The sequence below is a fragment of the Mucilaginibacter mali genome (assembly GCF_013283875.1).
In the GTDB taxonomy this organism is placed as follows: Bacteria; Bacteroidota; Bacteroidia; order Sphingobacteriales; family Sphingobacteriaceae; genus Mucilaginibacter; species Mucilaginibacter mali.
Genome location: NZ_CP054139.1, coordinates 4,543,737 through 4,560,181, shown reverse-complemented (window position 1 = coordinate 4,560,181; position 16,445 = coordinate 4,543,737). Strand labels below are relative to the sequence as shown.

Below are 16,445 nucleotides of genomic sequence, written 5' to 3'. Positions count from 1 at the left end.
GCTTATCGGAGATCCTTCACTGCGTTCAGGATGACGACCAATGTTAGGCGTTTTTAATTAGCCTTCGCCAATATAAACGGCACGCTAATGCCAAACGTAATGCTACGTCCCGGGTTATAAACGCCAAGGGTAGGGTCGGTTTGGTCAAGGCGGCCGGGTTTCAGGCGGCTCAGGGCATCGTAGTATTTCTTATCAGCCAGGTTATTACCGGCTATATAAACTTTTATTTTTTGCTTGCCCAGCGCTACCGTGGTGCCAACCGATGCGTTAATTAAAGTATAAGCGCTTGTCGGTGTTTCAAAGGCGGCATCAAAGCGGTTTTGCGCGAAGTAGTTGTCTAACCCTATAGAGATATAGCTATCCTTTAACTTACCAATGTTAGGCTCAAACCTTAAGGTATTGTGCATATTGGCAGCCGGGATAAACGAAAGCGGCCTATCCAGCGTAGTGTTTTGCGCATGGGTATAACCAAAAGTATTATCCAGGTGTATAAAGTGCACCGGGTGCAGCGTAAGGCTGGCTTCTACACCATAAAGGTTGGCATTAACCTGGGTATAGCGATAAACCGGGTATAGTTGCGGATCGCCGTTATCGTCGGTTATGGTTATATTATCGCCCTTGGTGTTAGCTGCATAAATAAAATTGTGGATATAATTATTGTAGATACCTAAGCTGGCAGATACCGTATTGTTATCAAACTGTAGGGCGGCGTCGGTCTGATAGCTGCGTTCCGGACTTAAATTAGGGTTACCCACCTCGTAGCGGAAAGTGCCTTCGTGTACGCCGTTAGAACCAAGTTCGGCAACGTTTGGCGCGCGAAAAGCAGTACCGCCGTTGGCTTTAAAGCTTAGCTGATCGTTAAACTCGTAGGTATAACCCAGGGCGGTGCTTACGTTTGATGCTGAGTTATTGAAAGGGTTGAAACGTACGGTGCCGTCATCTTCGGTAAGGCCCTTGCCTTTATTGTCACGGTAATCATAACGCAAACCAAAATTGAAAGTGCTTTTATCCCAGTTCTTTTTGATGTACCCAAACACGCCAATACCGTAGGTATCATAAGCCGGAACTAAAAATTCGGTGCCTTTGTTAACACTGTGGCCCGCGTCGGCACTGATGCCGAATACCGGCTCCCAGCCGTTGGCGGCGTTTACATAATATTTCGCATCGCCTGAGTAGGTGTTCAAATCAAAGAACAGGGCCGGGGTTGGATTATCCAACTCGCGACGCTGGTTTTTCTGGTAACCCAGGTTTACTTTTAACGAACCGGAGCTCAGGATAAAATTATTATCCAGCGCTATTTTATAATGGCGGATATCCTGGCGAGGGAAGTCGATAGTGCGGCTGTGGTAATCCTTATCGGTAAAGGCAAGGCCATCATCATTTACGTAATTGCCTGCGGCGTTAAATTGCGGATCGTAAAAACCGATGTTGTTTTTAAAGTAGCTCAGGTTTAAATGCGAGTAACCCCAGCTTTTGTTTACGCCCAGCATGCCGTTCAGATCGGTCTCATTAAAACCCGAATTAGGGAAGTAGCCAGTTGGCGTATTGAACGAATAAGCGTTTTTGTACGATCCGCGTCCGCGCCATACAAAGCCATTCTCGTTACCGGTCATCATTACCGAATTGCTGGTTAAACCATTGTTAGTTGAATAGTTGGATACCACCTCGCCACGAACTTCGCCGTCGGGCGTAGTCAAGGGTTCCAGCAGATTAAGCACACCACCCAAGGCGTCCGAGCCGTACATCAATGAAGCTGCACCTTTTAATACTTCTACCCGCTCTATCTTAAACTGATCGATCTCGATGCCGTGTTCATCGCCAAATTGCTGGCCTTGTTGCTTCACGCCGTCATCAAGTGTAACCACACGGTTAGCGCTTAACCCACGGATAACAGGTTTTGATATAGACGGACCGGTAGTGATCTGTGAGAAGCCAGGCACCTGCTTGGCTACCGCGTCTATCAGGTTGGTAGATGGGCGGAGTAGTTCGTCGCGGTTAAGCGTAGATGCCGATGTACTGTTGCGCTTGTTGTTAGCGCTTGTTGGCGTACCGGTAATTACCACTTCCTTGGTTTCGATACTGGTAGGCTGCAACTCGAATACGATTGGCATGGTAGAAGCCATATCCACTACCTGCGTTAGGGTTTTATAGCCGATGTACTGCACCTGCATGATCAGCTTACCTTTTGATGGCAGCGATTTAAAGCTGAAGTTACCGTTGTTGTCGGTAGCGGCGGTCAGTTTCAAGTCGGGGATGGAGATGGTGGCCCCCGGAAGCGTCATTTTGTTGGTAGCATCAATTACCTTACCGGTGATGCTAATTACGTTTGCCTTAGCGGCGATAATAAATATAAACTGCATCAGCAAAAAGCCGAATATTTTTAATTTCATAGTAACGGATAAATAAGTTAACCCATGCTAAAAGCACCGGCATAAAAAAGATTCAATAAAAATTGGAGATATTAATTATGCCATAGGCGGTGCACGGCCCGAAGCCAGCACTAATTGGATAAGCTGAACACCCGATGGTTTAAACTGATAGTGACAAAGCGTGGCCACCATTGGGGTGAAATACACATGGTGAGTAAGTACCATGTGGGTGTGGTGCATAACGTCGCACACATCGCATCGCTCTTTAAAAGTAGGAGCGTGGTCTTTGGTTACTGTTACTAAACTGCCCTGCTTGTGTGTGTGAGAGAACACAAGATATTGCCCCGCCACAAAAAGCAGCAGTAACGACCAGGCGAAAACGATATTTAATTTAGTTTTCTTCAACGTTAGTAACAGTAGCGATACCGCAAAGTTAATAATTAAACATGCACGGGGAAAAGTGGTTCGTAACAATATCGTTAGAGGAGATTTGGGTGGCAATTTAACCACAAAGAGCACAAAGTTCTTTCACAAAGGATACGAAGAAAAATCAAATAAAATAAGCCTCTGTGTCCTCCGTGCTTCTCCCTTTGTGTTCTCTGTGGTAAAAAATCACTTCCAAACCCTTTTGTGGTTAAATTGCCACTGTACTGAAATCAACGCCTTTCATCATATACCCCAAATTCGGCAATGGATGGCTGATGATCATAAGTTTCTATCTGCATGCGCACTTTGCTACCCCATACGCGGTTGAAGCGGTGTATCTTTATCTTGTTGGTATTCTCGCCGCTGAAAATGGTTTTCCACTCGCCGCTTTGGTAGTATTGTAGTTTATATATTTTGATGTTGGCTTTTTGCTCGGCGATGCTGATTGCGTTAAACGCTTTTTCGTGTCCGAAGTCAATCTCGTACCACGGGGTTTTAACGGTTGAGTTGGAAGTCCACGAGGTTTTGAAGTCATCATCGTTAGCAAAATCCATAATGTCCATATCATCGCTCCAACTTGAGTTGGAGGGTTGGTTTTTAGCGATGTTAGTGGAGATGATGGGCGCCTCCAGCGCAGGTAGTTTATTTACAGGCCCTTCATTCTTCCAAACGCTGCCGATCTGCTTCAGGGCAGCGAGGACATTGTCGTCTATCAAGCCATCACGGTTGGGAGCTACGTTAAGGATAAAGTTGCAGCTGGCATTGTTAAGGGGGATCAGCGTTTCATTCACCAGCTTTACGGGATCTTTCACCGGCTTTTCCGGGAAATCGGTTTTCCAGAACCAGGCGCTGTTAATGGGCAGGCAAGCCAATGCCGGCATTTTGTTGCTCTCCTTAGAGATCCGCTGACCGGCGCCCATTTCGTAAGTTTTAATATCGGTATAATAAAGGCCCTCGGCGGGATACTTGGCGCCGTTCAGGTCCATTAACAGGCAATCGGGTTGCAGCTTCTTCACCAGCAGGTAAATGTCTTCAAAGGGGATATCATCATACGAGATGCGCGACCATGGCGCATCCCAGCCGTCGATGATCAGGGCTTCGATCTTGCCGTATTTGGTGAGCAACTCGGTGATCTGCGCCTTTACCATTTCAATATGCTTTTGGGTGATGTGGTGCGGGCGCAGCTTGTGGTGCGTATCCAATATCGAATAATACAACATCACTTTTAAACCATTGGCGCGAAAGGCGTTGGTATATTCCTTAACTACATCCCGCTTCAACGGACTGTTCATTACGTTATAATCGGTGGTTTTGGTATCCCATATACAAAAACCGCTGTGGTGCTTGGTGGTGAGGCAGCCATAACTCATATTAGCCGATTTGGCGGCTTTAGCCCATTGGTCGCAATTCAGTTTAACCGGGGTGAACAGGCTGGCAGGAGTTTCCGGATCGGGCCAGTCCTGGTTCATATAGGTAGGGATATTAAAATGGATAAACATCCCAAAGCGCAGATCGACAAAGTTTTGTTGCAATTTGGCCAGGTTTTGGGCCATCAGTGTGGCAGAGCAAAGCAGCGAAAGCGCAGCAATCAAATATTTTTTCATCTGTATCAGTTAATTGTTCGAAAGATAGGAGTTAAAAATGCTGATAGCAAGCGGGCAATTTAACCACAAAGGCCACAAAGAGGAAAACCACAAAGTTCACAAAGAAGTAGTTTATTTAATATGAAGCTATATAAGCCTTTGTGTTCTTTGTGAAAAAAACTTTGCGCCCTTTGTGGTTAAATTGACACAAAGCCCCAAAACAAAAAAGGCCGGAACAGCTCTCGCAGCGTTTACCGGCCAAATACATCTACCTATGAAAAACAGCCCTTTTGGTAGGGCATTAAATATAATTCAATACCCGTGCCAGTTAAATAAAGCCGGACTTTCTAAGCTAAAATGAAGTAATTGTTGAGGAATAATTAATTATACACGGGATATCCTTACGCAATGTGGGGATTTTTTAACCCGTGATGTAGAATAATTAACCTTTGGTTTTTTTTTCGGGTTGGGTGTGTTATTTGGAGCCACCCGATTTAATGCGGGCAATTTGCAGGATGGACTCATCTAAATTACCTTTTCGGATCAGTTTTGCCAGGTGATCGCTGTAATAGATCTTTTTAATACTGCCGATATCCTCGTGGATCTTTTGGCTCAATACCAATAGCTTATCCTCTGGGAATACTGTCCGGCCGGTTTCGGCTTTGCTGAGTACTGAACGGTCCATATCCAGACGTTCGGCCATTTCGGCCTGTGTTAACTGGTACGATTGGCGTTGCATCTTCAGGTAATCGCCAAAACTCATGGTGTGCTCTTCGGTTTTGGTCGGCCCGGTAATCGTGTCGGGCTTAGCGTGGCTGTCATCCAAAGGCTGCATAAACGAATTGAAGTTTTGCGACATCGCCTTAAAGTACACCGTGTTAACGCTATACCGCACCGTTTTGCTTACCGCAAGTGATGTTAAAATTTTAAGGGCCTTTAATTGCTGCAGGTGCTTGGCAATAGTTTCTGCATTAAATAAGGGGTTTGCAAAGTCATCCTTAACCGCTGAATTTTCCCGGTTGATAATGGTACGGATGATAAAGATCCGCACAGGTAAAGCCAGGGCAAGTGCAAAGGCAGACAGGGCGATATCGCCCTCATCATAGTTTCGTTTAAAAGAACCCATAGATATGATCCCACTAAGGTATACCTATGGCATTTACTTAATGTAAACTTAGGATTAACTGATTATTATCGAAAACATTCGATTTAATGACTATCTATTGCAGGTTATTGATCTGCTCCAGTAGTTGGTTGAAGGATGTGGTATAGCTATCCCAATTTTTGCGGTTGATCTCAAAGAGCGAACGCTTGCCATCGGCGGTCATGGTGATCAGTCCGGCGGTTTGCAATTCTTTTAAATGGTGCGATACGGTGGCCTGCGCCAGTGGAAGGATCTCTACAATTTCGCCGGTAGTTATTTTAGGGTATTGCTTAACTATGCGCATAATAGCAATGCGCCCGGGGTGCGACATAGCCTTAGCCATATTGGAGATATGCTGATCGTTAGGGGTAAACTCGGCTTTTTTATTGCTGGCCATCTTGCTTATTGCACCAAAGATATATCTAATATCGAAGATATACTATGTGACAGGAGGTGCTCAGATAATCTTCATCAAAACTTCATTTTATCTAAATGTAAAATGAAGTTTAAATCTATTATCTAAGATATTCGATTTGATAACATGACGTTAACCTTGACTTAATAGTGCGGGGGTAGTTTTGAACCATCAATTAAGTTTATGTTTCGAAAATTTACTTCTCTCTCCGTTATCGCATTGTTAATATTGGCAAGCGTAAGTGCGTTTGCACAATTGCCGGGTAAAATAACCGGTAAAATATCCGACGGTAAAAATAGCGAGGCGCTGATAGGCGCAACTGTACTGATAGACGGGACCACCAAAGGCGCTGCTACCAATATTGATGGTGTTTACCTGGTTAACGGCGTTGTTCCGGGCAAATACACGCTTACCATTAAATACATTGGTTATGCCAGCAAGCAGATAAGCGATGTAGAGGTTAAAGCAGGAGCTGTTACCACTTTAAACGTAATAATGGACGCGGTGAGTGCCAAAACCCTGAATACCGTTGTTATTAAAGGCACATTCCGCCAGGAATCGGTTAACGCGCTGTATGCCGCGCAAAAAAACAATGCCGGTATTACCGATGGTATCACCTCTGAAACCATTAAGCGCTCGCCTGATAAAAGTACATCAGATGTATTGCGCAGGGTGAGCGGTGCTACCGTGCAGGATAATAAGTTTGTAGTGGTACGTGGTTTGAGCGACCGTTATAATAATGCCTCGCTTGATGGTACATCGCTGCCCAGCACCGAGCCAAACCGTAAAGCTTTCTCGTTTGATATTGTACCGGCCAATTTAGTTGATAACCTGGTGATCAGCAAAACGGCTACGCCAAACCTGCCCGGCGATTTCGCGGGCGGCGCCATCCAGATATTTACCAAGGATATACCCGATAATAACTTCCTGACTGTGAGTGCGGCTTATGGTTATAATACCAATACCACGTTTAAAAACTTTAAGAGCGGTTACCGCAACCTATCAGACTATTTTGGTTTTGACAATGGTTCGCATGCTTTACCGTCGGGCTTCCCGTCAAGTAATGCCATCACCGCGGGCTCGTTAACACAGCAGCAACAAACCACTGCATTGTTAAAATTGAACCCAAACTTCAATATCTACAACACCAGCGCATTTCTTAACCAAAACTACCAGGTAACCTTTGGCCGTGTTAAGGATTTTAAAAGTGGCAATCGCTTTGGCGCCATTGTAGCTTTAACTTATCGCAACGCGCTGCAGACCACGCCCGATATCGGCCTGAACTATTACGAGTTCCACTTTACCGATAACAAATACAAGTTCTCGACCAATTTGGGCGCTTTGGCCAACTTTGCTTATAGCTACGGCAAAAACAAGATCACGTTCAAAAATATCTACAACCGCATACTGGACGACCAGTTCCTGTACCGAACCGGCTATAATGGCCAAACCGGTAACCCTGATAACCGCTTCACCGCCTTTGACATGGTGCAGAAAGGCCTGTATAAAGGTACCCTGCAGGGCGACCATGGTTTTGAGAACAACTCCAAATTTACCTGGGTAGCCAGCTACAGTGGCATCACCAATAACCAACCCGATCAGCGTAAAACTAACTACGCCCTGATCAGCGGTGTATACAAAGCTGACGTTGACGCGTCTGGTAAGCAGAACGCCCGCTTTTTCAGTGACCTGAACGAGGATGTTTATGCCGGCCAGGTAGATTACAGCCTGCCGCTGAATATGTTCAAGCAGAAATCGGTACTGAAAGCCGGTGCTTCATCGCAATACCGCAACCGTAGCTTCGAACCAAGGTTTATTGTAGAGTCGCTGAACAGCGGCCCAGGCTTCAACTTCGATCCGGAGGCGGTAAAGGCCCTGCCGCTGAACCAGATCTTCAGTCGTGGTATTGTTGGTCAGAATGTTTATAGCTTAAAGGATATCGTTACCAAATCCGACCCATACAACGCGCATACCTTCACCAACTCGGCCTATGCCATGCTGGATAATAAATTTGGCGATAAATTCAGGCTGGTATGGGGTGCACGTGTAGAGAAGTTTAACCTGGTGCTGAACGATAAGGATGCCACCACCCCCGAGGTGAACATGGATAACCTGGACATCCTGCCATCGGCCAACTTAACCTACGCGCTTACGCCAAAGGCCAACCTGCGCTTCTCGTACTCGCGCACTATCGGCCGCCCGGAGTTGAGGGAGCTGGCTCCATTTGGTTACTATGATTTTGAATTGCTGGGTACCGTTACCGGTAACCGCAACCTGAAGACCGCGCACATCAACAATCTGGACCTGCGTTACGAGGTTTACCCATCGGCCGGGCAGATCATCTCGGTATCGGCCTTCTACAAAGATTTCCAGGACCCTATCGAAACCGGTATTTACGACGTAAACTCTACGCCCGACTATAACTTCTTCAACGCGCAAAAGGCCATTAACTATGGGGTAGAGTTCGAGATCCGCAAGAAGCTGGACTTCATCACCCCATCAATGGTGAACACTACTTTTTATACCAACGTAGCACTCATCAAATCTGAAACTACCGATAGCCGCTTCACCGTATCAGAAAATAACAACAAACGCCCGATGGTAGGCCAGGCCCCGTACGTGATAAACGTTGGCCTGATGCAGAGCGCCTACAACAACAAGCTGAACATCAATCTGCTTTATAACCGTGTTGGCGAGCGCATATTTAAGGCCCGCGGTAATCAGTTCCCGGCTATTTACGAAAGGCCGAGGGATGTGATTGACGCGCAGTTAGGCTACAAGGTATTTAAAAACAAGGGAGAGTTTAAACTAAGCGCCAACGACATCCTGAACCAGCCGACCAACTTCTTTTACAAAGGCGATACCCAGCAGTATGTTATCGGTTCGTCGGCGTCGCGCCAGGGCACCATCAGCTATTATCGTACCGGCGTGAACTATACGCTATCGTACACCCACAACTTTTAAATAAAAACTAAAGGAAAAATCATAAAAACACACAGCAAATTAACAACTATGAAAAAAAGTGCATTAATATTGATGCTTGCCGCAGCCTTGTTCTCGGCTTGTACAAAAAGCAGTACAGATGACGGTACTACCCCGCCGATCACTACTACCGGTAACGTTGTGACCGTAACCGGCGACATCTCGAGCAATACTACCTGGACTGCCGACAAGATCTATTTCCTGAGCGGTTTTGTTTACGTAACCAACGGCGCTACCTTAACTATAGAGCCAGGTACTATTATTAAAGGCGATAAAGCTACTAAAGGTACTTTGGTTGTTACCCGCGGCGCTAAAATTAACGCTACCGGTACTGCCGATAAGCCAATTGTATTTACATCGGCAGTTGCAGCCGGCGGCCGTTCAAGCGGCGACTGGGGTGGCATTATCCTGCTGGGTAAAGCACCTATCAACCCAACTGGTGGTACTGCTACTATCGAAGGTGGTTTAGTACCAACCGGCGGTGGCGCTGCTGCTACTTACATTCAGTACGGTGGCACCGATGCTGCCGATAACTCTGGTACGCTGAAATATGTACGTATCGAGTACGCCGGTATCCCTTTTTCGCCGGATAACGAGATCAACGGCTTAACTATGGGCGGCGTAGGTTCAGGTACTACTTTAGATTATATCGAAGTTTACCGTTCGGGCGACGACTCGTACGAGTGGTTTGGCGGTACCGTAACTGCAAAACACTTATTATCTATCGGCGCGGTTGATGACGACTTTGATACCGACTTCGGTTTCTCTGGTAAAATCCAGTTTGGTTTAGCGCAACGCGCCCAGGTTATCGCCGACTTCTCGGGTTCAAACGGCTTCGAGTCTGATAACGATGCTTCGGGTTCAAACAATACGCCGCAAACCAGCGCTGTATTCTCTAACATGACTATCATTGGCCCAATGCTGGCTGCTAACTACACTGGCAACAATACCAGCAACATCAACGCTAACTTCCAGCATGCCGCACAGATCCGCCGTAACTCGGCCATCAGCATTGGTAACTCGGTATTAACCAACTATACCGAAGGTGTTTATATTGATGACGGTACCGTGGCTACCGCAGGTGCGACTTCGGGCAACTATATTGCTGGTCGTTCGGTTATCAAAAACAACCTGATCTTTGGTGATAACGTAAAAAGCAACCAGTTAAAAGGTACTGCCGGTGTATTAGCCGCTATCTTCTCAGGTACTACTACCATCCAGGCGCAGTTAACGGCTGATAACACTATCGACGCAACTAAATCGGCTACTGATGTATTTAACGATCCGCTGAAATACGGTTTAGACTTTAAAGCAGCCGGTAACGCTAACGCTGGTACACCAGACTTTACTGTAAAAGCCGGTTCGGCCGCTGCTTCGGGTGCTGACTTTACCAACGCTAAATTTGCGGATGCTTTCTTTGAGAAAGTAACTTACCGTGGCGCTTTCGGTACTACCAACTGGGCTTCGGGCTGGGCTGTTCTTGATCCTCAGAACCTGCCATACACCACTCCGGGCGTAGTAAAATAATAGCCTGCTATTAAAATTTGAAAGGAAAACTATAATAGCTTTTTATATGTGGATTCCCGCCGGCGCAATGCCTGGCGGGAATTTTTTTGGTGTATATTTCTTTTACGATCAAATTGGCACAAATACTAAAAATTATTATGGTTGCTGCCCGCTTCGGGATGTAGCGTAGCCCGGTATCGCGCCAGCATGGGGTACTCCGCTTCGCTTCGTAACGATAGCCTAACGGCTATCATTGCTGGAGGTTTCCCTAATGGTTTCCAATATTTTACTGCAATGTGTACTACCGCTATCAGTTGTAATTCTAAATTCCATGGCAACTGTAGCAGCAGTGCTTGAATAGTGCAATGCTACCCGCATTGCTCAAGCACAGCGCCAGTTGTTTGTCGCAGATACCCGACAGTCGCGCTGCACGCTTTCTCTGCCGAGACCATTTCCTTAACTCGCAACCAACTTTGGCTTCGCTGTCGTTGGTTTTAAAAGGCTCGGCCGAGCGGTTGAACTAGTAAAGTACTGACACACTTGTGGCACCATTTTTCGTCAATTAAGTACAGATATTTACAACAGCCTTTACAAGTTAGCCATATACTTTTTGGCTATTTATCATGTCTAAAAGTTCCGTATTAAAAAAGCACGAGCACTTTTGTTATTAATTAAAAAATATTTAAATTCCCATCGTGTTATCCCGAACACCTGGTTCGTGGATATCGTATACATCAACTAGATCTTATCACCTATGAAAAAAATCTCACTGGCAATTATTGCCCTGCTTTTCGCACTTCCCTTTGTTTCAAACGCACAATGGACCACAAGTGGAACAAACATATATAACAGCAACTCCGGCAAGGTAGGCATCGGAACCACAAGCCCTTCCTACAAATTGGATGTTGCAAATGCAGGCACTGGAAACGCCTTGAACGTTACAGGGTACGCCTATGGAACGAGAAACGACACTGGAATAGATTTTTCCGCACAGAATTCTGTCGTTTCCATGCATCCGGGGGATTCCGTTTGGCCCAGTACAATACCTCGGGGACCTCACTAACTTTTTCCAATCAAACAGGGGTAGCTTTATAACTGGTGGCAACGTTGGCATCGGAACGACTACGCCTGATGAAAAATTAACCGTATATGGCAAGATACATTCCCAGGAAGGAAAGGTTGACCTAAGCGTCCCTGGCCCGGATTATGTGTTTGAGCCAACGTATAAACTGTCGGCACTTGCAGAGATCAAGACCTTTGTCGACAAGAACCATCACCTGCCGGAAATACCTACTGCCGCCGAAATGGCCAAGAACGGCATCGATCTGGGCGACATGAACATCAGACTATTGAAAAAGGTAGAAGAACTGACACTGTACCTGATCGAAAAGGACAAAAAAGACGAAGAACAGCAAAAGCAGATCGACCAGTTGAAACGAAAATGACATCACATATGCACCGAAAATCACTTTAATCCTATCAATATGAAAAAAAACACACTGGCAATCATTGCCATAATTTCAGCAATTTCATTTAGCGCAAATGCGCAAACCAATACTTTTCCGGGCAGTGGCGCAGTTGGCATCGGCACAACAAGCCCGGCAAGTAAACTAAATGTGGTTACTACCAACGCGTACGATGGCGTAAGTGTTCAGGGCGGCAGCACAAGCGACGGCGTATTAGGGCTACAGGTAAAAAACTCCGACGCTGCCGGCAACTATTCTTTGGGCGTATATGGCAGTGGCTTGACCGATATAGGATCGTCGCTGTTTCTGTATGATAACGTTCATAGCGCGATGCGCTTTATTATTAAGCCATCCGGTAGTGTGGGCATCGGCACCTCAACTCCGTTAGCAAAGTTTGAGGTGCATGGTGCTCCCATCGATGGCAACCAGGGGTCGTTCCGGCTTATTGACAATTCGCCCCAGGCGCAGAATAACGGCGGCTACATTACACTTGGCGGCTGGCGCACCTCAACCGGTTCTGTAACCGACTGGGCAGGTATCAAAGGTGGCAAGGAGAATGCTACAAGTAATGATTATTCGGCATACCTGGCATTCTTTACCCGTGTCAACGGTTCTTCAATGGCCGAGCGGATGCACATTACCAGTACTGGCAGTGTAGGTATCGGCACGTCAACGCCGGGTGGCAAACTTCATGTTAATTCAGATAATTCAGGTTCCGGTTCAACCGACTGGATAGCGGGTAATTTTGGCGGGACCGCCGGAAACAGGGTTGTTATGGGTTTGCTCAACGGGGTAGCTACTATCGGGAGCCACAACAATGCATTAAACGCCTGGACGAACATCGCGATAAACCCCGCAGGCGGCAAGGTGGGTATTGGTACAGATAATCCCGACCAACTCCTTTCCGTAAATGGCACCATCCACTCCAAAGAAGTACTGGTCGACCTGACCGGTTGGAGCGACTACGTGTTAAAACCAGCCTATAAATTACCGGCGCTTTCGGCGGTGAAAACCTATATTGATCAGAACCATCACCTGCCTGAAATCCCAGCGGAAGAAGAGATGGTAAAAAACGGGCTGAACGTGGGCGAAATGAACAGGTTGCTGATGAAAAAAGTGGAGGAACTGACGCTGTATCTGATCCAACTTAAAAACGAGCTAGACGAACTAAAAAAAACTAACCATAACCATTAACCTAACCAACCTTAGTTGAGGACAATGAATATGAAAAACTATCTTATAGTAACAACTTTATTGCTATTATTTTTCTCTAAAAACGTTTTTTCGCAGGCATATAATATAAAAGACGTGGAACGAAGCTTTACACCGTCTCCCACGGTAACCTCTTTGGGTAATTATGGCGGAATTGACCTGAAAAAAAACTCCGGGGCCGTCTCCAAAAGCATAGGGCTATTCGAACTAAAAGAAGGTCAGATCACTTACAACCCGTCTATAAACTATCTCTCAACGGGTGTCAAGGTCAATGACTATGGAAGCAAGGTAGGAATAGGGTGGGGAGATAATGTAACCGCTATGGTTTACCGAACAGTAAGATCACTTCCTGATGAACGGGCGATAAACCGTGTAGGCGATGGGCCTTATCAATTAAACAATTATTCTCAGCAAACGCTTGACACCATTCGTGCAATACAGTTGGGTACGCAAACTGACGGTGAGTATGACATTTTTAGCTACAGCATTTTTGGTGAAAGCGGAAAATTCATCATCAAAAATGGCCAGGCGGTATTACTGGACCATAAAAAGCAAATTCGTATAGACGTATTAAGTACTGTGCCTTATAAGTTCTGTTTTACTAAAGACGATGGAACCAAGTTTTTTTTCGGAATAAATTCAGACATCGAGTATACACAATTTGACCCGGAAAACTCTTGCGACCAAGACAATCCCTTTTATCCTTCAACACCCACCGCTTGGTTTTTAAGCAAGATCGTATCCCCTAACAATGACGAACTCATCTTTAATTACGGATCGTTGAGTTACAGCTATGTTTACGACTACAATGAAAGCTATGCCTTCAGAACCGATTTTCTAAATTGGTTTCTTGACCCTACACCAACCTATAGCCATACCGCTTGTGTAAGAAGGAAGATCACTAATACCAAATATCTAACGTCCGTATCCGGTTCAGCGTTCACATTAGCATTTGATTATATCACGCGTACCGACCTACCCGGTGACAGGTTGCTTAGTAAAATCAGATTACTTAATGAAAACAATGGGTTAGTTCGCCAGGCCCGGTTCGTCTATGACAATATCTTATCGTCATCTACCTTGGAAACGACATTAGCGCAAGAGCTTAATGGCGCACCAGAAGAAATAACCGCTTTAAAAACAAGGTACTTTTTAAGTAAACTTGAATTTGACGATGGTCTGGAGAATGTTATGCAAAAATATGCGTTCGCCTACAACAATGCTTCGTCATTGCCACATCGTTTCTCTTTCTCACAGGATATCGAAGGGTATTACAATGGGTATTCCAACAACAGTACGATCCCTGAAATTCAAGCGAACGCTTACATAGCAGGCGTGCTTTCTTTACCAACCGAACACATGCCTTTTACCCCCGACTTAGGGAATAGAACGCCTTCTTTGATCGGTATGGCGGGACTCCTTACACAGATCAAGTATCCGACCGGCGGAACCGACGATATATCTTATGAGCAAAACTCGCAAACAGTAACCAAGTATAACGTTACCTATGAAAACATGGACGAATTTATTGGTGCTTACAGCCATGCGGGCGATATTACTCAAGGCACGGATCAATTTACACCTGCTTTCGACCAAAAGATAAAGATAAGGGCGAGTGCAGATTATTATGGTTCGACGTTACCAACTGAAGAGACCAGGGACCTTTATTACGTAACAACAGAACTTTGGAATGATACCAATCATACATTGATAGGTACGTTCGATCTTCAAATATTACAAAGTCGTGATACCACTATCGATGGGTTTCAATTGCAGGCTAATAACTTGTATTCCCTTATTTTTAAGTTGCATGGAGCTAATACTTATATTCATTATAGCTTAAAAAATGGTGTTGATAAGCAAGCGATACGCGTAGAAGACCCTTACTATGGTTACAGGCTACAAAAGGTTGTTTCATCGGGTCTTGATATTAAACCGGTGGTTAGGAAGTATAATTATAAAAAATTCACAAAAACAGATGGGGTATTGTCTTATACAGATGAAACATCCCTAAACTTGGATGTTCAGGGCAATGGATATGGTACTTTTATATTATATGAACGTCCAAGTAGCGGCAGCGGCTCAAGTATGACCCCTTTAGGCGTGATGCATTTGATCAAATCTAAGGCCGATCATGATATGGACGTTTTTGATGGCACTTCATACAGTTATTCTTGTGTTACTGAATTTTTAGATGAAGAACAAACCTCCTTCACCGCAAGTCAATTTGACATTTCGCCTAATACGAGGGGCGGCAGGGTTTTGGGAGATTATTTTCCTGCGCTACCATTGCCATACTATCCCCTGTCAAATTTTGGCTGGTCAAATGGACTAGAGTTAAAGCGTTATTATGGCAACCAGGCTAATGCTCAGTTCAATATAATTAAAGAGGAAGATTGGAATTACGTTAAGGATTCGGATAGACCTGTATTTTTCAACTATTCCGCCTACCGTTTGAATTTTGAACCTGGTGACGTTTTCTCAAATCCGGAATCAAATATTCATAATTATATTTTAACAAGTCACGAAGTATACAGTACCTGGCAGAAGTTAAACGATCATCAGGTGATCAGCTATGTGTCCGGTATTCCAGCAACAACGATTGCTACCACTTATCGCTATAATACGGCAGATAAATTGCTATCTGAAGAAGAAACCTATAATAGCAAAAACGAAAAGATCATTAACAGAATAAACCGCCCTACCTATATGGTTAGTAGTGGTCACGATCCTGCTGGGGTTTACCAGGCGATGGTCAACAACTTTATATTGAACCCTGTCATTGAGCAAGTTAGCACAATAGGATCCGCCAACTTGCAAACGGGCTTGCTTCGATTCAATTACTTCCAGCCATATACAGGGATTTTTGTACCTCAAACGGTAGAATCACAGCTAAGGGTCTCTGATCCGATAGAAACACGGTTCCATTATTATGATTACAACACAAAAGGCAACCTGGTTTCCCAAGCAAAAGAAAATGGCAGCAAGACCGTTTATTTATGGAGTTATAAAAACCAATTCCCTATTGCGGAGATCAAAAACACTGATTTTGCTACAGTAAAAACCATATTGACCGAATCCGCTATTAATACGTTTTCAGCACTATCATCGCCCAGCAAGACTGATATTCAGAACTTTATCGCGCCATTACTGTCCGCAATTCCAAACGCTCAAATTGCCACTTATACCTATCAACCACTGGTGGGCATGACTTCGGCCACCGATACCAAAGGCCAAACGACTTTTTATGAGTATGACAGTTTCCAGCGACTGGTGAACATTAAGGACCAATACGGCAACATTATTAAACATACCGACTATCACTATCAAAACCAGTAAGCA

11 protein-coding genes are annotated in these 16,445 nt (G+C 45.1%); 6 read left to right on the top strand and 5 right to left on the bottom strand.

The features are described from left to right. Window positions 1-53: 53 nt before the first annotated feature. From HQ865_RS19220 to HQ865_RS19200, 5 genes are all read right to left on the bottom strand, one after another. Window positions 54-2,390 (bottom strand): TonB-dependent receptor, encoded by a 2,337-nt coding sequence (locus tag HQ865_RS19220; protein ID WP_173416464.1) that lies wholly within the window; start codon window positions 2,388-2,390, stop codon window positions 54-56. Between the two features lie 75 nt (window positions 2,391-2,465). Next, window positions 2,466-2,774 carry a hypothetical protein gene (locus HQ865_RS19215; RefSeq protein WP_173416463.1) on the bottom strand — a complete coding sequence of 103 codons (309 nt, stop codon included), beginning with the start codon at window positions 2,772-2,774 and terminating at the stop codon, window positions 2,466-2,468. Window positions 2,775-3,025: 251 nt separating this feature from the next. Beyond that, complete coding sequence (locus tag HQ865_RS19210; RefSeq protein WP_173416462.1) at window positions 3,026-4,399, bottom strand: alpha-L-fucosidase; 1,374 nt, start codon at window positions 4,397-4,399, stop codon at window positions 3,026-3,028. 454 nt (window positions 4,400-4,853) lie between these two features. Continuing rightward, the gene (locus HQ865_RS19205) at window positions 4,854-5,504 is read right to left on the bottom strand and encodes a helix-turn-helix domain-containing protein (protein ID WP_173416461.1); all 651 of its coding nucleotides are present in this window, start codon (window positions 5,502-5,504) and stop codon (window positions 4,854-4,856) included. A 94-nt stretch (window positions 5,505-5,598) separates the two neighbouring features. Beyond that, window positions 5,599-5,919 carry an ArsR/SmtB family transcription factor gene (locus HQ865_RS19200; protein WP_173416460.1) on the bottom strand — a complete coding sequence of 107 codons (321 nt, stop codon included), beginning with the start codon at window positions 5,917-5,919 and terminating at the stop codon, window positions 5,599-5,601. Between the two features lie 201 nt (window positions 5,920-6,120). On the opposite strand from HQ865_RS19200, the gene HQ865_RS19195 reads away from it, so the two are divergent. From HQ865_RS19195 to HQ865_RS19170, 6 genes are all read left to right on the top strand, one after another. Further along, window positions 6,121-8,901 (top strand): TonB-dependent receptor, encoded by a 2,781-nt coding sequence (locus HQ865_RS19195; RefSeq protein WP_173416459.1) that lies wholly within the window; start codon window positions 6,121-6,123, stop codon window positions 8,899-8,901. Window positions 8,902-8,949: 48 nt separating this feature from the next. Further along, window positions 8,950-10,446, top strand: a complete 1,497-nt coding sequence (locus tag HQ865_RS19190; RefSeq protein WP_173416458.1) for a hypothetical protein — start codon at window positions 8,950-8,952, stop codon at window positions 10,444-10,446. A 733-nt stretch (window positions 10,447-11,179) separates the two neighbouring features. Further along, a complete protein-coding gene (locus tag HQ865_RS19185; RefSeq protein WP_173416457.1) occupies window positions 11,180-11,488 on the top strand; it encodes a hypothetical protein in 309 nt (102 codons plus the stop codon). 145 nt (window positions 11,489-11,633) lie between these two features. After that, entirely contained in the window at window positions 11,634-11,870 is a 237-nt protein-coding gene (locus HQ865_RS19180; RefSeq protein ID WP_173416456.1) for a hypothetical protein, read from the top strand. 39 nt (window positions 11,871-11,909) lie between these two features. Continuing rightward, window positions 11,910-13,085, top strand: a complete 1,176-nt coding sequence (locus tag HQ865_RS19175; protein ID WP_173416455.1) for an autotransporter outer membrane beta-barrel domain-containing protein — start codon at window positions 11,910-11,912, stop codon at window positions 13,083-13,085. A gap of 30 nt (window positions 13,086-13,115) precedes the next feature. Further along, entirely contained in the window at window positions 13,116-16,442 is a 3,327-nt protein-coding gene (locus HQ865_RS19170; protein ID WP_173416454.1) for a hypothetical protein, read from the top strand. Window positions 16,443-16,445 lie beyond the last annotated feature (3 nt).

Bases quoted from the DNA above. Each gene is read 5' to 3' on its own strand.
- HQ865_RS19185 (WP_173416457.1), top strand. From the start codon at position 11,180: ATGAAAAAAATCTCACTGGCAATTATTGCCCTGCTTTTCGCACTTCCC.
- HQ865_RS19170 (WP_173416454.1), top strand. From the start codon at position 13,116: ATGAAAAACTATCTTATAGTAACAACTTTATTGCTATTATTTTTCTCT.
- HQ865_RS19210 (WP_173416462.1), bottom strand. From the start codon at position 4,399: ATGAAAAAATATTTGATTGCTGCGCTTTCGCTGCTTTGCTCTGCCACA.
- HQ865_RS19175 (WP_173416455.1), top strand. From the start codon at position 11,910: ATGAAAAAAAACACACTGGCAATCATTGCCATAATTTCAGCAATTTCA.
- HQ865_RS19205 (WP_173416461.1), bottom strand. From the start codon at position 5,504: ATGGGTTCTTTTAAACGAAACTATGATGAGGGCGATATCGCCCTGTCT.
- HQ865_RS19220 (WP_173416464.1), bottom strand. From the start codon at position 2,390: ATGAAATTAAAAATATTCGGCTTTTTGCTGATGCAGTTTATATTTATT.
- HQ865_RS19190 (WP_173416458.1), top strand. From the start codon at position 8,950: ATGAAAAAAAGTGCATTAATATTGATGCTTGCCGCAGCCTTGTTCTCG.
- HQ865_RS19200 (WP_173416460.1), bottom strand. From the start codon at position 5,919: ATGGCCAGCAATAAAAAAGCCGAGTTTACCCCTAACGATCAGCATATC.
- HQ865_RS19195 (WP_173416459.1), top strand. From the start codon at position 6,121: ATGTTTCGAAAATTTACTTCTCTCTCCGTTATCGCATTGTTAATATTG.